Source organism: Alkaliphilus crotonatoxidans (assembly GCF_054658015.1).
Genome location: NZ_BAAHXS010000004.1, coordinates 1,022,208 through 1,045,615, shown reverse-complemented (window position 1 = coordinate 1,045,615; position 23,408 = coordinate 1,022,208). Strand labels below are relative to the sequence as shown.

The 23,408-nt window shown below is 41.2% G+C and carries 9 protein-coding genes; all 9 read right to left on the bottom strand.

Annotated elements, in window-relative coordinates; translation table 11 throughout:
- Window positions 1-67: 67 nt before the first annotated feature.
- A complete protein-coding gene (locus ACYQ1I_RS07510; protein ID WP_459763918.1) occupies window positions 68-1,195 on the bottom strand; it encodes a DegT/DnrJ/EryC1/StrS family aminotransferase in 1,128 nt (375 codons plus the stop codon).
- 32 nt (window positions 1,196-1,227) lie between these two features.
- The gene (locus ACYQ1I_RS07505) at window positions 1,228-2,424 is read right to left on the bottom strand and encodes a GumC family protein (RefSeq protein ID WP_459763916.1); all 1,197 of its coding nucleotides are present in this window, start codon (window positions 2,422-2,424) and stop codon (window positions 1,228-1,230) included.
- Window positions 2,425-2,465: 41 nt separating this feature from the next.
- Window positions 2,466-5,372 carry an O-antigen ligase family protein gene (locus ACYQ1I_RS07500; protein WP_459763914.1) on the bottom strand — a complete coding sequence of 969 codons (2,907 nt, stop codon included), beginning with the start codon at window positions 5,370-5,372 and terminating at the stop codon, window positions 2,466-2,468.
- Window positions 5,373-5,547: 175 nt separating this feature from the next.
- Entirely contained in the window at window positions 5,548-8,424 is a 2,877-nt protein-coding gene (locus tag ACYQ1I_RS07495) for an Ig-like domain-containing protein (RefSeq protein ID WP_459763913.1), read from the bottom strand.
- Window positions 8,425-8,973: 549 nt separating this feature from the next.
- Window positions 8,974-10,584 (bottom strand): CTP synthase, encoded by a 1,611-nt coding sequence (pyrG, locus tag ACYQ1I_RS07490; RefSeq protein ID WP_459763912.1) that lies wholly within the window; start codon window positions 10,582-10,584, stop codon window positions 8,974-8,976.
- 381 nt (window positions 10,585-10,965) lie between these two features.
- The gene (locus ACYQ1I_RS07485; protein ID WP_459763911.1) at window positions 10,966-12,363 is read right to left on the bottom strand and encodes a S41 family peptidase; all 1,398 of its coding nucleotides are present in this window, start codon (window positions 12,361-12,363) and stop codon (window positions 10,966-10,968) included.
- Between the two features lie 261 nt (window positions 12,364-12,624).
- On the bottom strand, window positions 12,625-14,100 hold the full coding sequence (locus tag ACYQ1I_RS07480) for an S-layer homology domain-containing protein (protein ID WP_459763909.1): 1,476 nt from the start codon (window positions 14,098-14,100) through the stop codon (window positions 12,625-12,627).
- Between the two features lie 19 nt (window positions 14,101-14,119).
- A complete protein-coding gene (locus tag ACYQ1I_RS07475) occupies window positions 14,120-16,921 on the bottom strand; it encodes an S-layer homology domain-containing protein (protein WP_459763907.1) in 2,802 nt (933 codons plus the stop codon).
- 17 nt (window positions 16,922-16,938) lie between these two features.
- Window positions 16,939-23,265 carry an IPT/TIG domain-containing protein gene (locus tag ACYQ1I_RS07470; RefSeq protein WP_459763905.1) on the bottom strand — a complete coding sequence of 2,109 codons (6,327 nt, stop codon included), beginning with the start codon at window positions 23,263-23,265 and terminating at the stop codon, window positions 16,939-16,941.
- Window positions 23,266-23,408 lie beyond the last annotated feature (143 nt).

The window sequence follows — 23,408 nt, the reverse complement described above, 5'->3', positions numbered from 1 at the left end:
TTCTAAAAATAGCTTTGCCACTACAACTTAGAAAAGTCTATTTTGATATCTTAATCAAAAAATAAACTTAAAAATTTTTGAATACATCTTTAATAATTTTAATTGTTTGATTTAAATTACCATCAGTCATTTTTGTATCGGATGGTAAGCATACCCGACTTTCAAATATATCCTTTGAAATACTTCCATCTTGTATATGGCTATAAAATGGATATTCGCTGTAAAATGGCTGTAAATGCATTGGTTTCCATACCAATCTGCTTTCAATATTATATTTCTCTAATTCATCGACTATATCAAGGGGCTTAACCATACTCGATTCCTTAATAGTCATAATTGACAGCCAATAATTAGGCGTACCATAGTTGCAGATTGGCTGCATCTCTATATCACTCATATCACTGAAAGCTTCTTTATATCTTTCATATATTGCTTTTTTCTGCCTAATTCTTTCTTCAAGTACAGTTAATTGACCTCTGCCTATGGCTGCACAGACATTACTCATACGATAATTAAATCCTAATTCACTATGCTGATAATGTCTGGCTTGATCTCGAGCTTGAGTAGCCCAAAACCTTGCTTTATTTATTGCTTCTTCATCATCTGAAACAAGCATACCGCCACCTGAAGTCGTTATAATCTTATTTCCATTAAAAGAATAAATCCCAAACTTACCAAAGGTTCCACTCATTTTACCTTTATAAGTAGTTCCCAACGATTCTGCTGCATCCTCTATAATAGGTACATTATGTTGATCGCAGATTTCCTTTAATTCATCCATATCCGCTGATTGTCCATATAAGTTAACAACTATAACCGCTTTCGGCTTATGCTCTTTAAAAGCTTTTTCTAATGCTATCGGTGACATATTGTAGCTTTCAGGTTCACTATCAATAAATACAGGAGTCGCTTTTTGATAAATTATAGGGTTGCAACTGGCTGCAAAGGTAAGACTTGAGCAAAATACGATATCTCCCTCATCTACGCCTAAAGCAATTAGGGCCAGATGAATTGCAGCAGTGCCTGAACTTAAGGCGGCAGCAGCCTTTACCCCAACATATTCGGCAACTTCTTTCTCAAATGCATTCACATGGGGCCCCAATGGAGCAATCCAATTACTTTCAAAAGCTTCATTTACATACTCCTGCTCCTTCCCACACATATGGGGAGAAGATAGGTAAATTCTTTTGTTCATTTTAATCCCTCAATTTCTGCAATATAATACAACTATTTCACAATCGCTATCTTTTCGTCGGAGGTCTGCCAATACTCTATAAAGAAAGCAGCAAAAACTCCAATCATTAACCCTAGAACCGTAGCAATTGCAACATTTAATGCCTTTCTTGGAGCAACTGGTTTAGTAGTGGGATATGCCCTCGACATAACGGTAATTGTAGCTTCACCAATTTGCGAAGACTCAGTAACTCTTAGTTCTTCATACTTTTTAACAAAGGCATCGTAGGTGTTTTGGGCAATATTAACCTTTTGGTTAACTAATCTCTCTTGATGCTTTTTATCCTGCAATTCTACCTGAGTTTCTTCAATTTCATTTTGAAGAGCAATTAATACTTCTTTTATATTGGTGATATTTGACTCTACCTCTGCCAGTTCAATTTTTAATAGCGTAGCAGTATCTTCTATCGTCAGCTGCATTGTATCTTGGTTGTCTTGATTTTTAAGTAGAATTCGGTTCGTGTCCTTTGCTTCTTGCTCTGCTACCAAAATGCTAGATTTTAGTGCACTCTGTCTAATCTCAAGATCCGTCAGCTTAGTTTTATAATCTGTAATTTGTTGAAGCCTTGCTTCTATTTCTCGAGAAAGCTCAGATACTCCTCTGGGTTGTGATAAAAACTCTTTTAATTCCTCCAACGCCGCATCTAATTTTTCTTTTTCTATTGCCATTTGGCTTTCCACATAGGCGGAGGAGGTGGTGGCATTTTCCTTAGCTTTGTCTGCAACGAAAACTACGAAATTTTCCCCAACCTTATTGACAATTTGAGCGGCCTTTTCAGGATCGGTATGCTGCATTTTGATGGAAATTAAATTTGTATCTTTAATAGTTTCCAGTGTAATAGCTTCCGCTAAGCTGGCTACATCATATTCCTCTTCTAAGCCAAGCTGAGCAATGGTTTCTCTCATAACCCTAGGTGCAGTTATTTGCTGACGATAAGTCTCTAAAGTCATTGTAGGGTATTGGGACAAAGAATTTAATATACTATCTATGCCTTCACCCGTTGTTTGAGTTGATTGAATTTTATCACTATATTGTGAAGCCATTAAAACCATTCTTGTTTCATAAACGGGCTCTAGAATTAGAAAGCTTACGACTGCACTTAGTAGAATAGAAACAATTGTTATTCCAATGATAATTATTTTTCTTTTAATTAATATTTCAATTAATTCCCTAAGGCTGATTTCCTCCATTATATAACCTCCATAATTTCTATAAAGTTCAAGCTAATACATTATTCCACTTCAAAAATGGCAATACTCTCAACAGTAAAGTGTTCACTAGATTTAGCCATATGTTCAATTCTTAGATATTGGTACCCCTCTATTATATCATCAGTAGTAGTAAATTCTACTTCAATTTCATTTTGATTAATTAATGTAGGCGGTAATTGCACAGTTGTTCCTTCTCTACTATGGAGGGCCAATCTAGCATTTTCTACAGCCGAACCATCCTCTAATCGAATTTCCAACCTATATCGAGTATTAGGTTGCAGGGCAAAATTATTTGAATAGAACAACCCTCTCCCTTCAAGCTCATTGAGTATTTCTACTCCTTTCTTATCATATAGACTTAATTTTAAATTTGATCCCTCTGGCAGTGAGAGCCTCCATCCATCAGGTATATTATCTTGATCAGCGTCCATATCAAAATAACTTATATAAGCTAAATTATTTACCCGATTTACCTTACTGACATCATTAATATTTCTAGCTATGTACTTAACTCTGTTTATAGCTAAGAGCATTTCATCAGAGAATATAATTGGTTTATCTGTCTTCTGATTAAAAAATATTAGATCATCAACAATACTTTCTGCTCTCTGATACAATTCAAGAGCTAATTCCACATTGCCCCGTTGCAAAAGATTAGTAGCTTTAGCAACTAGCGAATTAAACTTTAGCTCATAGCCTCTTGTACGATAGGGGGCCAAAGCTGGTGCTTTATTAGCCAATTCTATAGCTTTATCAAATTCATCTTGTTCTATATAAGAAACCATTATCTTCTGGTACACCTCAATGTTATTTGGTGCATATTGTAATGCCTTTAATTGATGCTTTTCTGATAGATCTACCAACTCCTGATCTCCCTGTTGAGTACCAATTAATTGTAAGAGTTGTGCTAGATCAAGGCGATAATTATAGGTAAAAGGATCTCGCTTAACTGCCTTTTCAAAGGCTTCATAGGCTGCTTGCCCATCATTAGCTTGAACTGCCTGTACTGCTTTTAAAGCGGAGCTGTGGCCTGAATATAATGAAATAGATACTATTAAAAAGGGTAATACCAATACATAGCCAACACTATTATACATTTTGAACTTGAATTTTTGTGGTAACATCTTAATATCTAAGCATGCTATTATAGTCCAAAACAAAATCATGATACTAAAGTAAGAAAAGTTAAAATCTAAGGTACTATGGGCTAATAAAAAGAATATTGAAATTAATAGCACAATGCTTAGTTCCTCTTTTTCCTTAAAAGACTTAATTAATTGTAAAAATAGTACAGTGATAAGAGTCAGCAATATGCCAGTACCAATAAGACCAACATCTACCAGAGTACTTAAAAAGTAGCTATGGGTTGTTGTACTGGTATAGGGCTCTGATTGATACTGTTCATAGAGATTTGCCCAAGCTCCCCCACCAGCCCCTACTATAGGGTAGTCCTTAAATATTCTTAAAGCATCTTGATAAAATATTAATCGAGCAGTTGAACTCCGTTCAGATAGACTTATGGCATTAATCCTGCTTACCAAAGCTTCTGGTATGTACTTGTAGCTTAGTTTAAACTGATGAATGAGTTCTCCCTGTTGATCGTATAATTCTGCATTATTGAAAATAACCTTTGTTTTAGCATACAGATTTGTAAAATTAAAAATCAAACTATCAGTATCTTCATAAGTATCAAAGGGAATTTCTAGCTGTGTAAGTTCAGTAGTAGTGCCTATCTCTTGATGAAGCAAAGTTCTTTCATCCTCACTATTTAGCCCATAAATTTGTACTCGCCAAGGCCAATTAGTTTCATCCTCTATACCTTCAGCTTCTAAATCAATATGTAATACATAGCTATCATTACCATTAATATTCGAAACACTTCTGGAAACCGTATTGTTCCTATTTTCACTAACATTCAAATTATCGAGAACCAAAGGTTGGGTAGTACTAATAGCAACATAGCCCCCTCCCGCCCCAAGGAGTATTACAACTACAAGGAAAGCATAAACTGCTTTGGGCCGAATAGCCTGTATTTTATCTTTCAGGTAATCCATCAACAAATAGAGTAAAGCAAATAAGACTAGCGAACCTAAAAACACCAATACTTCTTTAGCCTTAGCTGCCCCTCCCATAAATTTTGTGAAGGGCTGCATTACTACTAGCGTAGGAATGGTAACTGTCACTAAATATGTTATCGCATTGATACGACTTTTTCCTTTCAATAAGACAATCAAAGCCAATGCAAATAAGGGCATCAACAACCACGCTGCCCTGGAATATGTAAAAATAAATGTGAAAAATAAGATAAAACCTGCGGTTGCATAGCCAGCTTTTTTCCATTTTTCTTTAGATTCATTCATTAAAGCAAAATTTATAAAAAACAGTGTGCCTACATAGGCAGCCAAGGTATTCGGGTATTGAAATGTGGAAGATATTCGATTTCCAGCAACCACTGCATCACTTAATTCACCAAAACCTATTGCAGAAAAGACACCTACTAAAGCAACTACAACTCCATTAAAAATTAAAGTCGATAGAATTATATTCTTGTACTTATTTTTTACGGCAAAATCTTTAACCATTAGATAAATAATAAAAACATTAAAATATCTAATTATTTCACCAATCGCATCTCTTAAGTTTACCCATTGTCCAAAAACTAGAGGTAATACATAAGAAAGAACTAGACAAAATGCAATATAATCCACAATATTATTAACCTCTATTTTAGACGTGTAAATTCGTTTATAAATTAGATAAAGGCTAAACAAAATAAAGAATAAAATATGAGTCATTAAGACTTCCTTATTGAATTCAATAAATAATCCTTTGAAAAATGGTGGATAAAACAAGAGGATCGATAATAATACTAGTATAAATAATTCCATTGAATTGTCTTGTTTTTTTGCTATTGTTTTAGTCTTCATATTGTTATCTCCTACCAACGTTAATTATTATAGATAAATTTAACTTTACCTATTAAATTATACCATTTTTTCATCATTGATGCTTTAATAATAAGATTACAATTCTATTACAATATTTTTTCAAAATTAAAAAAGGTTCCGCGGTTTTCCGCAGAACCTTTTTTAATTTTTACTATTAATTTAATCTAACAGCTTCAGAACTTTCTTCAAAATCAAGTTCATTTCCATTAGTGTCTTCAACTACTTGATCATAAACTACAGAGATATAATCTCTAGCTACTAATTTGCCATCAACTTCAACAGTGAAAGTTAATTCATCACCATCATTGTTCCATTCAGCCCAATTGTTGCCACCTATAATATCGCCATCGTCTACAGTAAAGCTTCTAGTAGAGAATGAGTTTTTATTCATAGCTTCAGTAAACTTAATTGTTACCTCTACTAAAGTTACATCATCATCTTTATCATAATCTCCCGCTACGGCTGAAATACTCTTAACTTCAGGAGCAATCTTATCTTTGACTTCTAATTTGTCAATAATTAGCTTGTCACCATACTTAGTAACAGTTTTAGTTTCGTCAGTTGTTTTATAAACTAACTTCAGAACACTATCAGATGATTTATAGCGAACATCAGTAGTTAGATCTTCATCCTCTAAAGTAATAGTTAATACCTTTCCATCAAAGTCATAGTCAAAATCTTTAGAAGTTAACTCTTTATTATCTACACCAGTTTGGAACACGAAATCAGCAATATTTAATTTATCAACTTCCTTCGTGAATGTAATCTCAATGGTTTCTTTGTCAATAGCTTGCATTTTGTCAATTTTGAATGTCTTAGGTGCATCTAGTCTTAGAACATCATCAAAAGTTAAAGAAGAAGTAAACAAACCATTTGCATCTTTAACTCTTGAAATAAAGAATGCATATTTTAAGTTATCACTTGGAGCATCAAATAGTTTAGAATTATTTGAGGCGTTTTCGATAGTAATTTCTACAACCTCAGCATCATCATCTGCCAAATCAATGTCTACATAATAATCATCTTCATCGGCAATTTCTTCTAATGTTGTAATCTTTCTATCGAAGTAGACAGAGTAGTTAGCTAAATCTAATACACTATATCTATCATCTTCTGTATCCATTGGTCTATCAAAATCAACAAGAATAGTGTATTCTCTACCTTCTCTCACTTCATACGCTGTAATAGATACTCCATCTTGAGTTAATGCATCACCTTTAACGCTAAAGCTTTTAGAAGTATTTACTTCTGTGTTTCCTAAGAAATCTTCTACACCATCAACTTCTAATACATATTTACCAGGATCTAATTTAGTTCTAAGATTAATTGTTACTACCTTATCCTTATAAGTTACAGCAGAGATCTTAGCAGCTTCTTTTCCGCTGTTTTCGTTAATAACTGAATAGTTATCCTTATCTTTAGCAGATTTTTCATCTAAGTTTTTATCAAAAGTAACTTTAAGAACCCGATCATTTCCAGTTGATTCAATCTTTTCAATTGTTGGAACTTTCATGTCAGGAGAAATTTCAGCCTCATATCGGATAGTTTTCTTGTTTACATAACCCCAATAATCTTCTAAGGCATCACCATCAACAAAGATATAAACTGTACCAGTAGGCATTAGGTTTTCTGAAGAGAATTTAATCTCTAACTCGTTACCATTTGCTTTAGACTCAGTCGATTTATTCTTTGTATTAGTATGATATACTTTTTCCGCATTTCTTTTTTCATTATTTTCTTTAAACTTGATGTTCTTATTGAAGATTAAAGTGATACCTTCTTCGCTGGCCTTTCTAAAACCAACTACTTCGATCTCGCTGTCATCTTCAATAACTTCTAGTTCAAATTCAGTAGTAGCAACACGATACTCAGCATAGTCTTTAATAGTGTTTTTAACTGTTAAGTTGATAGTTTCGCCATCTTTTAAATCAGAACGAAGTGTTACTAAGAATTCTTTATTGTTTTTCTTAGCAGCTTCTACATTGGCCACATTGATTTTCTTACCAGAAGCATTTTCTACTTCAAAAGCAGATCTAGTAGCTGTCGCAGTATCGACAGGCTCGCTGAAAGTTACAAGGATAGTTCTTTTACCGATTACTTCAGCATCTTCAACCTCTGGAATAGTAAAGTCATCAAATCTTACTTCTTCTTCTACTTCTTTTCCTAAAACTTCTTTGCTAATAACCAATACGTTATTGCTTTGGTTAGGAGCTTTAGATACTAAAGTAAGAGTAGCAATGTTTCCATCAATTTCAACATCTTCAATTTTTGAAATAGTTTTACCTTTGTCATTTTCTAGCTTGTAATTGTCAACTTTTTCAACATTTTCGTTTCCTTCAACATCTTGGTTGAACTCAACAACTACTTGCTTTAAGTTGTCAGCGCTAACGCCAACGATTTCTAATTCTTCTGGCTCTGGCTCAACTGGCTCAAAACCTTCAAGACCAAGTTTTTGTCCAAGAGTTTCTTCTCCACCCTTAACTTCTAAGTCAAGAGCCTTATCGATAGTAGCACCAACTACTAATCTTGATACTGTAGAGTTAGCATCTTTAGTTAAGTCAACATCGATACCAACTTCAGCAGCCTTTAATACATAACCGTTAGGCCATGCAAGACCAGCAAGATCTTCGCCGTATCCTAAAGCTCTTAGGATAACTACTAATAATTCAGCATATTTAGCGTTTTCTAAAGGTCTGAAAGTGTTTGCACCAGTATCACCAGTGAATAGACCTTCTTGAACAGCTAAACCAACATATGGTGCATACCATGATGTTGCAGCTACGTCAGAGAAGTTAGAAGCAGTTTTTAATGCTTCAATTTCTGCATCCTCGTAACCGTGTAATCTTAATACTAGAGTTGCTAACTCAGCTCTTGTAGCAATTCTGTCTAATTCTAGACCTCCTACTCCGAAAAGTCCAGCAGCGTGTACTCTTTTTACGCTATCTGGAACTACTTCTTCAGCAGCGAAGGCAAATCCAAAGCTTCCTAGTACCATAGAAAGTACAAGTACTAATGACAGGATTTTCTTCATTATGTCTTCCTCCTTTTTAATTTTGGTTTCTTTTTTGAAGTGAGTTTTTAATAAGGTTTATGGTCGTAACCCTCTTCTGTAAAACCAACCATACCTTTAAATTTATAGAAGCGGTTTTTTGGTTATGTAGCCGCATTCTATAGAAGAAATTATACCACCGACCCGCTTAGATGGTCAATGATAGTTTGTAGATTGTAACATAACTGTAATAAAACCTTACCACAATTATCAACCTCTACACAATCATTATACATGGGCAGAGGCAAAAATACCATTACAGTTATATTACATCTTCTTTAATAGTGTATGACAAAGAAGGCACTGTTTTCCTAAATTATTAGATTCCTTCCATGTCCACTTAATTAATATTCGCTCCTTAGCAAAAAATTCCTCCTTAGTTTAGGAAATTTCTAGTTTTTTTATTTTATTTTTGTTTCTTAATTATGTTCCTTATTTGGTCAAATAATTGTGATTTCAAGCGTGGTCCCTTTTACCGATGAAAAGACCTAAAGGAATTGAACCTTTAGGCCTAGTGAAATCAAAAGTATCCTATTTTTTATATTTTTCATCCAGTGCCGCCCTGATAAAGTCTCTGAACAGGGGATGGGGCCGGGTGGGTCTTGATTTGAATTCTGGATGGAACTGCCCTGCCACAAACCAGGGATGATCGGGAATTTCAATAATCTCAACCAATCTTTCGTCAGGGGAGATTCCGCTGATGATCATTCCGGCCTCCGTCAGTACCTGGCGGTATTCATTATTAAACTCATATCGGTGACGGTGTCTTTCGTAAATCAGGTCTTCACCATAGGCCTCCCGGGCCTTGGTATTGGGGTAGATTTTACAGGGGTAAATCCCCAGGCGCATGGTGCCTCCTTTATCTTCTACATCATGCTGCTCGGGCATCAGGTCTATGACAGGGTTGGTAGTGCCTTCACAGAGCTCAGAGCTGTGGGCATCGGCCATACTCAGTACATTCCGGGCAAATTCCACCACTGCCAGCTGCATACCCAGGCAAATTCCAAAGAGGGGTACCTTCTTTTCCCGGGCATATTGTAGGGCCAGGATCTTCCCTTCAATTCCCCTGTCTCCAAAGCCGCCGGGGATCAAGATTCCATCGGCCTCCTTTAAGATTTCCCCTACATTATCTTCATTAATGTCGCCAGAATGTACCCAGTCAATTTCCACCTTGGCATCGTTATAGATTCCTCCATGGGTAAGGGCCTCTGATACAGAAAGGTAGGCATCCCTCAGCTCGACATATTTACCTACCAAGGCTATTTTAACATGCTTCGTAGGGTTTTTGTGCTTATTAACAATTTCCTTCCATTCGTTCAGCCTGGCTTCACCGGCAGAAAGCTTTAGCCGGTCAATGACCAGGGTATCCAGCCCTTCCTCCTGTAATAATAGTGGAACCTCGTAAAGGCTTTCGGCATCAAGGTTTTGTACCACGCTGTTACCGCTAAGATTACAGAAAAGACCGATTTTTTCCTTCATGTCAACCGATAAGGGGTGTTCAGTACGGCAGACAATAATATCGGGTTGAATACCGATGCTGCGAAGCTCCTTGACGCTGTGCTGGGTAGGCTTGGTTTTTAGTTCCCCTGCCTTGCCTAAATAGGGTACCAGGGTCACGTGAATATACATGACATTTTCGACCCCTACGTCATATTTAACCTGACGAATGGCTTCTAAAAAGGGAAGACTTTCGATATCCCCAACGGTACCACCAATTTCAGTAATGACCACGTCGAAGGTGCCCTCTTTGGATACTCTAAAAATTCTTTCCTTTATTTCATTGGTGATATGGGGAATGACCTGAACGGTTCCCCCCAGGTAGTCACCCTTTCTTTCCTTTGAAATGACTGACCAGTATACCTTCCCTGAGGTAACGTTGCTGTTTTTGCTGAGATTAATATCAATGAAGCGTTCATAATGGCCTAAATCAAGGTCGGTTTCGGCCCCATCGTCTGTTACGAAGACCTCACCATGCTGATAGGGACTCATGGTACCGGGGTCTATATTAATGTAGGGATCGAATTTTTGAATTGATACCTTTATTCCCCTGCTCTTTAGAAGCTGCCCCAGGGATGCGGCCGTAATGCCTTTACCCAGAGAGGAAACAACACCACCCGTTACGAAAATATACTTTGTTGACATAAAAACCTTCCTTTCCCATAAAAAAATTCAATTTAGAATATAGAAACATAAAATTGCTGTAAACCTAAAGCGCTAATTAATATGATTTTTAAAGGAGTATAAGTAGATAGGAATGATTTGACGTTTGAAATAAAACAAAAAAATAAAATGTACAATTTTATCATTAAATATTCAAGTCAAAATCATACATTAATAAAGCATTTTAAATTGGAAAACCTGTCCATTTTGCCTCTAAAAATAGTGAGAGGTCACCCCTAAGGGTGACCTTTTACAGGGCACCCATTCGGGTGCTGGTCTTTTGAGTTTTCTGCTGATATATTAACCATATTATTTTATCTAACTAAGGTAAGGCTGTCAAGATAAAAAGCAAAAATCATCAAATTAATTCGCCGCCGCCCGGTGCCCACCCTTCAGATAATCTATTGCATAATTAAGCTGATTGTCATTTTCCCGGCTCAGGGCTTCCTCAAGGAAGGCACCTTGTAAAGCCAATTTAAGGGGCAGGGATACCTGCTCTTCATCAAAGGAAATTTCTGTGGCCTGGGAAAACTGCTTTAGTGCATTAAGGGTGTTTTGATCAAATTCTCCTGTCAAGGAAACTGATCCATAGCCCAATGCCTTTAGACGCTGCTGAAGGGCCTTGACTTCTTCTCCCTGGGCTTTTAGGGAAAGCTCGGTTTCCAGGTTGAGGGGCAAAAGATTTTCGATATCTAATTTTTCAGGAAATCTATCTACTTCAATATCTGGTTTTACCCCCACCCCGTCAATGACAGTTCTGTTGGGTGAAAGATATCGAGCCTCCGTCAGCTTAAATCCACCACCGCTGTATAGGGAGTGGATTCGTTGTACTGACCCTTTCCCATAGGTGGTAGAACCAATAATCGTAGCAGCTCGGGTATCCTGCATGGCCGCCGCCAGTATTTCAGAGGCACTGGCACTGTTTTCATTAACCAGCACGACAATATCCTTAAATAGAGGCCTCGACAATTGAGATAAATAGGTTACTTCAAAGGCGTTATATTGTATATGTAAAATCGGCCCCTTAGGAACCAGCAGCTGACTGATTCCCAAAACTGAATCTAAAACGCCCCCTCCATTGTTTCGAATATCAACAACCAGGCTTCTGATTCCCTGACCATATAGCCTGCTTACTGCATTGAAGAATTCTTCATAGGTATGCTCATAAAAGGAGATAATTTGAATATATCCGATTCCATCGATCTCCTCGGCATAAACAGTTTCCATTAAAATTTCTTCACGGATGATATTAAACATTAGAGTTTCGTCGGTTAAAGGACGATGTATTTTCAAGGTAACCTGGGTTCCCTCAGGTCCTTTGATTAAGGAAACGGCCTCATCCACCGTCATGCCCTTCAGCAAAGTACCATTGACCTCAAGAACCTCATCACCGGGAAGCAGCCCTGCCCTTTCTGCAGGGGAATTAGCTATCGGCTCTGCAATGATGATTTTTCCCTCATCCTCCTGTACATAGGCACCAATTCCAACAAAGGAGCCCCCCAATTGCTCTAAAAGGCTTTGAAAGGCCTGGGGGCTATAATAAACACTGTGGACATCAAGGTTTTCAAACAGGGCCTCGGGGGTGTCGCCCTGCAGCTCTTCTGGGCTGAGGGGATCAACATACCTTTCCAATATAAAGGCCTTAATCTCGTCTAATTCTGATTTACTCATTTCAGCCCCATAGGCCATGCTTCCTGCCAAAAGGCTGAGCAGCAGCGATAAAACCAATAGTATACCTATCTTTCTGGTATTGCTCCTCACATTTAAAACCTCCTCTGGTTAGTCTGTAGAAAAACGTGAAATTTATATTTCCATATTAACCGACTTTAAAAGAAAAATCTAGACTAGTACCCCAACGCAGTTAAAACTTGAGTTATTCACTGTGGAAAATTTTCATAGAGCAAGGCGGAGGAGGAAGCAATATCGAGGAATATTGCGACTGTCGACAACAAAGCCATATGGAAATTTAACCAGGGATAACCTAAAATTTGCGATGGATCCTAAGTCTAGATTTTTAATATATTAGAAATTCAATATTCTCTCTCGATAATCGTAGCGAATATCCTCTTGTAAATAATGAATTAAGTTTGTCATCAGGGTCGCTGCCTCGGCCTTTGTCATAACCTTTTGGGGCTGAAAATAGTTTTCTTCGTTGCCGCTAATTAATGAAAGCTCCTTGGCAATATAAACGGAATCCTTGGCCCAAATTGGAATTTGAGCATCGTCTCGAAAGCCGGTGTTGTACTGCTGAATGGGAGCAAGATTTTCAAAGCCCAGCAGTCGAATAATGATGGTGGTGGCTTCGGCCTTGGTCACGGTTTGATTGGGTAAAAAGTTCCCCTTACCGTCCCCATGCATAATTCCCTTGTTATATACTGCCTTTATATATTTTTCATTGGGGTCCTTGGTGCTGACATCTAAAAATATCCCAGGCTCCTCGGTGGGTTGTACACTCCTCCGCCGGCTTGTAGTGGGGGCCTCCTCCTCTACCAGATCCATGACTACAGCAATGGCCCGGGCAAAGTCAGCCCTTGACATGGGCAAGGAGGGGCCATAATAGCTACTGCTGGGATAAACCGCCTCAAGACTGGCCAGCAGTAAAATATCATCTTCAGCCCAGTGCCCTAAAATATCCCGCATTTCAGGAATTGTCAGGCGCTGATTTAACGGATTTGTATCAAGGCTGAGGCTTTTGGTACCTGTATTTCTTTGGGAAAGCACATTACCATTTCGAGACAGCCTTGGCAGGTCATAGCTGTATTTCAGTATGTTCTCCTCCTGCTGTGTTAAAAGATAGCCGCCCCTAAAGCTAATTTGACTGGGACTGTTGGGTTCGTAGCTATAGTTGGCGGTACGGTTGTGAACGGCTTCAACCTTAGCCGTACCCTGCCAGCTAACGGGGTTATTACCTGTTTTTTGGTAATCAATATAATGGTTCAGGGTTTGGGTTTCGGTGGAGCTCCAAAATTGATCATAGCCCACCACATCTCCCCTGGTTTCCACAATTACCTGACCCTCATTGTTATTAATAGTGTAGAGCTTTCGTCCGTCCCAGTTTCCCGCAAAGTAGGTAACGCCTGGTTTTAGCTGCTTCAATACGGATTTACTCCACTGTACATTGTTTTTGTTGGTTGCATACCTTACCCCATTGACCTCGATGCTTTCCGAATAGCTGTCAATGGTGTAATTTTCCTGCTGCTGCTGACTGCCGGTATGTGAATCAATGGTGATTTTTACACTTCGGGTCAGCTTAGCCTGGGCCTCGACATTTTCCAGACGATAATTATAGGTTTCGGTAATTCGGTTATTTCTTTCGCTTCTTTTTAGATTTAAGCTCCCTGTCATTAAAATAGGCTCGCCAGTTACAAAAATAACCTCCTGATAGATCATTTCGTTTTGAATACCGCCTTCATACCCGGGGATTTCCAGGGCAAGGCTGTTGAAGCTGCAGGATAGAACCAGGAGAAGTGTGATCAATATGATTGTTCTTTTCTTCATTATAATACTCCCTTCCCTTCTACTGTTCTATAATGACGATGTAGGCATCATCCTGAGTAGATACATTTTTATTTTTCACTAGATAGACCTGGGCCCTTTCTTTGATTAGATAGAGATTATCTCGATCCACCGGCTTATCATTTAACAAGATTACCGCCTTTTCTATGGAAATCTTCTCATTGCCACTGGAAGCCTCCCAACGATTGTTGAGGGTATTCCAATTTCGAACATTTCCTAAAACCAATTCTTCATTATCGAGGTCTACCGATTGTACCGTAGCCGTCGCACTGTGGTGGGTTCGTACAAAACGGCTGGTATGGCTCAGGTTAGGTGTCAGATTGATACTTAATATCTCCTCAACCTTCTGGCCGTCATAATGGCTTTCCTTCACCACCACAAAGGCATTTTTACCCACATAGTGATTGTTTTTGATACGACTTCTCAGGGTTGGGTTTTTAATTAAGTTTGGATCAACAAAACGTGAACTGATGAAATAGCTGCTATCTATTTCTTCTTTAATTTCGCTGTCAAAGATGTAGGTATCCTCTGTTAAAGTCAGCTGCTTTGGCCGTTGTTCAGCCACCCATTGGTTATCGCTAAGCCTTAGGTAGTCTAATTGATTCGACATACGGCTTAGGGTAATGCCATATTCTGAAATGGCATTGATTCTTCCCCGATAGACAACCAGGCGGGTTTCATCAATTCGGTCATCAATCATACCACCGTATTGAATCGCAACGAAGGCGGCGTTACGGGCACCATTTTTTAAATCTGATGCCAGATGGACGGTTTGCCCCACCTCAAGATTTAATCTGTCCACCAGTCGGTTGTTGTTGATTACAATAGTACCGGGACTAAAGTTGATATAATTGTTGTTGACGGTCATACGGCCATTTCCAAACTGTAGATTGGTAATTTTGTTATCAAAAATCTGGGTAGAGCCTTCCTTTACCAGGGTTTTGGCAGCCCGTTCCACTCCGTAGCTGCTCTCTACCGCAGTATACACTTCCTTCCCAATATTGGTCTCTAGCTCCTTAAGGCTTAAGGTCGTTGAGCCCCGATAGATACTTCCGTCAATTTTCAGCTTGACTTTTTGATCGGGGTGCTTTTTCCATACCCCCTGATCATAAAGGGTGACGTTATTCAATATGATTTCATTATTTCTGGTTTGAACAGATTCCAACGTACCCCGGTAGACTCCCTGGATGTGTTTTTCGTCGTCCTCTGCCCTGATTTCTGAGATATCGGCACTGTAGATATCATCAAAGGTTAGAATGACCCTGTCGCCGATCTTCAGCTCAAAAAGATTGGCACTTCTGCCGTTTCGGGTAAGCCTGGTTTCAGGAACAATTCGGTATTTTTCCCGGGCTTCTCCCACCTTGATTTCTATTTCCTGGCTGTTGGCAAAGAGTACGTCTCCCACCTTGGTTCGGCTGCCTGGCGGAATATAGCCATGAAGATTGGGGTCCTCCTCAAGATAGCCCTCAATGGCGATGACATTTCCCTGTCTAAGGCTTAAGGTTACCTCTTGTCCATAGGCAATATCCTGAAGTGCAGCCTCTTTTCCGTTAACACTTACCAGCACATTGGGGGCCAGTTCAAAAAGGTGTCTTTGATCATCATAATCCAGTACCGCCAAGCGTCTGTTATTCATGTCCATCAGCTCTACGGTTCCCTCCAGGGTAGTGACGGCGGAAGCTACCGCCTTGGCATAGATAACCTCCTGGGCATCGTTAATGTAATATTCTATATATTGTTGTGTCTTTAAAAGGCTTGAAAGGCCCAACCGCCCTTCACTAAAAACAATAAAGTCCCTGCCTGCTCCAGGCTCCACCGCCAGATAGTTGACAGTGGTATCATCATTTCGAATACCAAAGAGTATTTTTTCTGTTCCCTGCTGGGTAACAGTTTCTTTATTCAGCACAGTGCCGGCCATTTTGGTCAGACCCCGGCGGGCCAGCAGCTGATCATTGATGTTGTACATGATTTGGGCCATTTGTGCCCTGGTTAAGCTTCCCCTGGGGGAAAAGGCAGTGTTTGATACACCTGACATAATCCCCCTTTGTAAGACGGCCTCAACATGGGGGATTTTTTCAGTGTCAATTTGCTGCCAGTCAGAAAATTGATAAACCCGGGCCAGCTGGTTACCATAGCTGGGGTTTAATTCCAGGGTACGGCTTACCCATAGGGCCACCTGCTGACGGGAAACCGGCCGATTCCAGGCGGTTCTGTTTTCCAGCTGATCTCGTATTTGAGCCTGCAGAGCTTCCAGCTCCTGGGCTGAATAGTCTCCCTCTTGGAAGGAGGCCATTCTGGTAACGATTTGCTCCTCCAGGCTGTTAAGCTGCTGGGGAGTTAGCTCCATAATATCATCCACCTCTTCATCGGTGATGATTCCCTGCTCCAGGGCCACCTGAAGATATCCCTTGGCCCAGTTATCGACAGCACTGAGTATCAAAATATTCCTTACAGAATCGGGAGCTTCATTTTCTCCATATTGCTGGGCCGCCGCCTCGCCTCCGGTTGCCCTGACCAGTACGGTTAAAGCCTCTAAATAGGTCAGGGTGCCGTTGGGCCTAAAGGTGGTATTATTAACTCCCTTCATTACCGAAAGGGCAGACATTTCATAAATTGCCTCCCTGGCCCAGTGATTGTTAATGTCATTAAACCTGAGGGTTTGGAAAAGGGCTTGACCCTTTTCCATTCCTGAGTACACCGGTTGAGAGGTAAAATCCTCAATGCCATAGACCACACCTGATAAGGAGGTAAAGAGAATTAGCAGTATTAATAGGTGACTTATTTTTTGCTGATATGTTTTCATCAAGCTTTCTCCTTTCATTAGCGTTGGGCCATGAGCATGAACCGACCTTTTCGAGTAATAAACATCTGCTGCCCATCGGCCACCTTGTTAAATCCATGCTTTGCATAATCATACTGGCCGATAAACAATTGTCTTCCCTTGGCTGAAGCATAGGCCATGCTGTCGTGCTTAAAGCGAATTTCTCCATTCCGGAGCATGCTGCCTAGGGCCTGGGTGCTTGTGCCGGATTGAAGCTGAAAATCTATATCGTAAACCTCCGATGCCCTGATCTGGGTTCTGGACAGGGCAGTTCTCACAGATTCTGCCGATGGCCCGCTGAGCCGTTCAATGATCACATGGATATGGGCATCATTTCGATTTGCCTGGGGCACTTGAATGGCCTCCCGGGTGTATAGATCCCTGGCCAGGAAGGTAAATTCAATGGTACCGTCGGTAATCACGATTTTTCGATTTAGGTTTTCTGCCACCGTTAAGGGGATTGCCACCACATATCGGTTTTGATTTTTATACTGTGACAATGAAAAATCAATGACATAGGGTGCCACCGCCACAGGGACTTCCTGGGTACCAATGGTTCTGATGACAGTGTTGTTTTGATACTCCACCTTACCTTCTTTTCTGACCTTTTCATCGGCCCGATCCATGGCATCTAATTTATCCTTCAATTGTTGATCTTCCCGTTCGCTGAAGGTTCGTACCGTAACCTCTGCATAGTCTGTGGCACTACCATATTGATTCATTGCTCTGACCATTAAGCGATATTGGGTATTGGGCTCCAGGTTTTTAACAACATATTCATAGCTTCGGGTATCACCTATATAGGTATACTCCCGGTCATTGATGCGTCTGCCGTAGATTTCAAAGCGATCGGCAGCATTTAGCAGGTTCTTGTCGGAATCTGACCAAATCAGGTTGATGGAGGATTCTGCTCCTGGAATTCCCTCCAGTACCATGGGTTTATTAGGTACCGGGATGGCATAATCAAATCGATCATAGGGCTCTGAGATTCCTCCGTCGGGGTTGATAATGATCAGGTGGGTGTTTTCCAGGTCTAGGGCTTCGTTAAACTTCACCTTGATTGTATATTGATCAACCACCGTTACAGAAGCCGCCTCCTTGCCTCCCACCACAGCCACGTGGATATTGTCGCCATAATCGTCTACCCCATGAATTCCCTTGCCCTTTAAATCCATATCGTCGGTCAGATCCCTTTCATTGATGATTTTTCCTCCGATGATAACCTTGGCACCGGAAATAAACATTTCTCCCTTAATGGTCACCTCGGTATCTGTATCGTTGGCTAAAATCTTTGAGGGATTTACATTAGTGATCTTAGGCTGACTGATGTAGGTAAAGCCACCCCTTAAAATTGCCAGCTCTCCGTCAGGGTTTTCAACCTTGACATCCACCAGGCCATGCTTGTTTGATTTCGGTACAATAACATGGATTGTTCTGTAGTCAACCACTTCGATATCGTCCTGATCTACCCGGGCCTCCCCAAAGAAAACCTGTAATTGGTTACCTTCAAAGCCAGTCAGACTTTCTCTGAAATCGGCCCCCTCAATAACTACCCTGGTGCCGCCGCTGGCTGGCCCATGGTCAGGTTTTACGGCAGTAACCTGGGGCTGGGTTTCACCCTTGATAAATTCAATATAGATTGGCGGATTACTTTCATCGGAATAGGCGGCGCCTCCGTCGGTATTGGTGACCACTACCCGATGAAGTCTTCCCATGGCACCCTCGCCCACATCGGGCATTTCAAAGGTCAGTCGGTTGGGAAGCTGATAATCTATTTCACTGGTGTCAATGGTGGCAATATTGGAGATTTGTATTATTGCCCCTTCCCTGAAGTCTTGTCCTATGACACTGATCACGTTGCCGCCCTTATGGGTCATGCGTAGGATTCTGACGGTCTCACCGTTAATTTCCTCCTGCACCGGGTCAAGGCCTTCCTTGGTTATGTTGGTGATGACAGGCTCGCTGTCAGGGTTTTTATATTCAAAGCTATCCTGGGCCTGGCCCCCGTCGGGATTGATGACAAAGACCGGTACCACCCCAACGGTATAATAGCTGGGGGTTCGAAGCATAATTTGAGTTGGATTCACCAGTTGAGCCGTAACGGCATAGCCCCGCTCTACAATAAACCTTCTGTCACTTACCTCCACACGAATTAGCTCGGTACCTTGATATGCCTCATTATCAGCAGTCTTTAACATCGATACGGGAATGTATTTTATACTGTTATCGTAGCCCTTAATGGTGGCTTGATATAGCTTTCCATTTTCCTCAATTTGAACATGAATCTCCTGGCGGTTCCCCACGTATTCCAGCCGTAAATTTCCTGCCAGGCTTACAGAGGCCCGGTTATTATCGATTCTGCCGGAGTTTTCCTGCTCCCTTTGCAGATTGCGGTTGGTGATGTTTCCAAACCTTACCCTGGGCTGATTGACCCGTTCAAAGTCTGTGCTACCATTGCTTTCTCGATCTAGGTAAATTTCCATTTCGCTGTAGGCAAAGCCGGTTCCTATAATTTCAATCCTATCGCCCCCCAGCTTGCTTCCCTGATTCGGGATAATTCTTGTAATCGCAGGGTTGGAGGAACGATAGGTATAGGTTACCTTGTTGGATAACCCGGCATCGTTGTTTAATACATAAACCTGGGCCTGGCCCGAAGCTCCCGGCGGTGTAATTACCTTTAGGTAGCCCCTGGAAAATTCCACAATTTTAGCCTGCTGATCGCCAAAGAAAACCTTGGGCAGTACAGGGGAGTTATAGTAGTAGTCGTATTGTCTATGGTTAAGCTCTGTTTTTCCCAATAGCTCATCGACCCTGGCCTGGTAGTCTTCATCGCTTTCCCCCGGCAGCCGTTCAATTCTCTCTAGATCGTCCCAAATGCCATTGTTGTTCAGGTCATTAAAGGATTCATCCGGGTCTTTGATTTGGTTCCGGTTTGCATCATCATAGGGCTCGTAGAATCGGAAGTCGGTACCAGTTATTTCTACAATTTCCCCCCCGGCTGCTGTTCCCTCTACCGGAACAATTCGGGTAATTCTTGGAGAACTGCTGGGAATTACATAGGTGAAGGCCTTTTCCTCACTGGCAGTTCCCCCATCGGGGTTCACCACTACAATGGGTACAGTCAAACGGTTGGTTCCCCGATCCTGCATTAAGTCGCCATCGTAGGCCGGTACCCTGACGGTAATTTTACGTCCGTCCACCGATACCACGGTATCGGCCGCCGGTACCTCGACACCGTTAACGTAAACCTTGGACTTGGTGGTGCCGTTGTCTTCAAATTCCACCCCGATGATATCGATGGTGTAGCCGCCGTTAACGGAGCCCTCATTGGGGTCAACCGCCGTAATTTGCGGTCTTGATTGGGGCTGTGTATAGTAATAGAAGCCCTGTTGATTGACTCGACTGTCTTTTTTGGTATCGGGGTTAATGACGGTTAAATCATAGTAGCCGTCGGCCCCCAGCACAGGCACTCTGAAATAGATTTCATTTCGATCGTTGACCCGCACCCGATTTCCCACAATTTGATTCCCTTCCACCTTGTAAAGGGTTTTCATGTTAAGTCGAATAGGGCTATCGGTGGCATCGGCCGGTTCAATAATAAGATGATCCTGCTCGATGGTTAAGGGGTGAAGGTTTCCCCCCTCCTTGTCGGCCATAATGGCATCTTTGGCTTCATTCAAACGAATGGTATAGCTGTTGCTGGCTCCGTCTGACAAAATCGCCTCTCCCCGTCCATTTACATCGATGGTGTAAAAGCGATGGGGCAGGTCTTCGGTTTCAAGGATAACACCACTATAATAATCTGCCCAGCGAAGCCCGCCATTTTCAATGGAGAAGATCGGGTCGTCAGCCGGTGAGGTGTAATCCCTCAGGGTAATTCGTTTGGTAATGGGGTCAAGATTATACTCGTTAATTTCCTGATCTCCCAACATCACCCTGGTACCAATTAAACGATAAATGCTTTCGGCAGTGGCCGTTGGGTCAGGCTTCAGGAAGTTTTCTCCCTTGATAATCACCAGGGTATTGGTGTTACCAGACTTGGGTGAAAAATCAATAATCCTGGGATTGGTAAAGGTAATCACATAGGTAAAGGGTCTGGTATCCATTCCCCCTTCAGGGTTCATCACCTGAATTTGGGTTTCACCCTCTCTGCCGGGGGGTGCCTTGAAGGTAATTCTTCGGCCATCCTCCTGACGGGTAATGGGGGTAACCTCCTGGCCGTCAATAAATACCTTCACACCATTTAAGAAGTTGCTACCCTCTATTACAATTTCCTCGCCGCCATCTACAGCCACGGTATCGGGTCTGACGGAGGTAATAATGGGATTTTTATTGGCTTCAGGATTTACAAATTCAATGAAATCCGGCTGAAGGGTGCTTAAGCCCATTTCCTCGGTATTTCTGGTGGGGTTGGTGACCCGAATAAAGGTTTTACCTAAGTTTTCTACTGAAGTGCCCTGGGGCAACATCACCAGGATTTTGGTTCCCAGCTCACTTCCCGTAGTACCATCCAGCTCTCGGCCCGCTGCATCCAGCACCTTCACATACTGCTCAGGGGTGGTATTTTTATCTATGACAATTTCGCTTCCAAATTCAATTACCGGGTAGCGTACCACCTCAGTGCCATCAGGCTTTACATAACGGTGGATCATGAAGTTTTCACCATGAACAGCCACCAGCCGGTCGGAAGGAATCTGATAATCCCCCGGTGTACCTGTCACCTGAATTTTGTCAGGGGTAACGCTGTTGATAACCGGCTCGATCTTACTGGGAATATAGGTAAAGCCGTCCTTCAGCTCGGCACGCTCCCTGACTGTCACTGTACCTGAGCTGGTTGTAATCGTAGTGACCGTTTCAACAATGACATCCTTCACAGGGTTCACGTCGGCATCGGTAATTTGGGGTGTTCTGACGGTTAACCGATCCAGATTGGAGCTAAAGCTGTAATCAAACTCTGTCTCATCCTGGCTGTTCTTTCTGGTCTGATATACCGTATTGCCCCCTATGTAAACTGTAATGATTCTGCTAGCCTCAGCCGCTTGACCCCTGTAGGTACCATTGGTATAGGAAATTTCCAATTGCTGAGGGTTTGCAGACTCTGGATCTGTGACAACCGTAATGTTGTTATTTCCAGGAACGAATTCCGGAATATTTAAGGAGCCGAAAAACTGCCCCGTAATATTGACTACCGTTCCCGTATCGGGGCCGGAATTGGGCTGTACGGAAATAATCTTTGACTTGATGTTGGCATCAATAATGGTGAATTTTTGAAAATTACCTTCTTTATCTTTTAATATATATTCCTGATTGACATTAAGGGCCGGGTCTCCGATTACCGGGTTGGTCAAAACAACATAATATTCCCCCACGGGTAAATCCGGCACCCTAACGGTTAATATATCCTTACCGTCTTCGGCATCAGGGGCAAAGGTTTTGTCGGTTCCCCGATTGGCAATGGAATAGGCCACGGTTCCATCAATCTCCCTCATGAAATAAACGTCATAGTTATTGAGTATATCCCGTTTAAAGTAGACGGTATCTCCCTTTTCCCCCCGGTTAGGCGTCATTTCAATACCTGATAAATCCATGGCTTGATATAGCCTGAATTGGCTCGTATAAGTATGGACGATGCTGGTGTTCACCGGGCTGGCTCCAAAGCCGGGAAAATCGTGGCTTTCGTTATTGGATTTAATAAAGACGATGTTTTGCATCCCCAGGGCCCCGGTTAGATTGTTAAACTCCGCTTTATCGGGATCATAAGGTCCCCCAGGAAAATCTTGATAGCTGCCGGGCCGACCATACTGGGCGGTGATGTTGTTTGACCCAATATTATTAAATCGTGTACCTGTAATGGTCAAGGTTCCATCAGCCTCGGCGGAGCTAGCCTTTACCTTTCTGGTTACATCTGTAATGCTGGGAATTTGATTTTCATTAATGGTAGCCGTATAGTTTCCTATGGTAATGCTTTGCCCTAAGAATGAGGCTTCGTCTTGTATTTGGCTGCCCGAAACCTCAAACTTCAGGAAATCTCCTTCGTTGACGGTTCGGTAGGGCGTTAGAAGTCTTTGCCCGGCTTCATAGGTATTAATTCTAACGGCGGCATTCCGCAGATTAACCCCCACGATGTCAATGTACATATTGGTTAAGTTTCCATCTTGATCGTAGGTTTTCCCAATGCTGATGCTGTCGACTCGATAATTGGCAGGGTCATAGTCGCCAACTTCTGCATGCACCAACAGCCCTGACCAGGGGAGCATTGGAAACAGCATGCAAAATATGACCGTTACCGCCAAGTATCTCTTCATTTTCATTACTGCCTTTTTCATCTGGAAATCCCTCCACTTGTCCTTTATTTTCTATGGTAAAGTTCTGGTTAATCATTTTTTAAAAACAGATATATACCAATATATCGTCATATTTACATTATTTATATAGCTGAAAATAATGGTAATTTTACCTTTTTTATTAT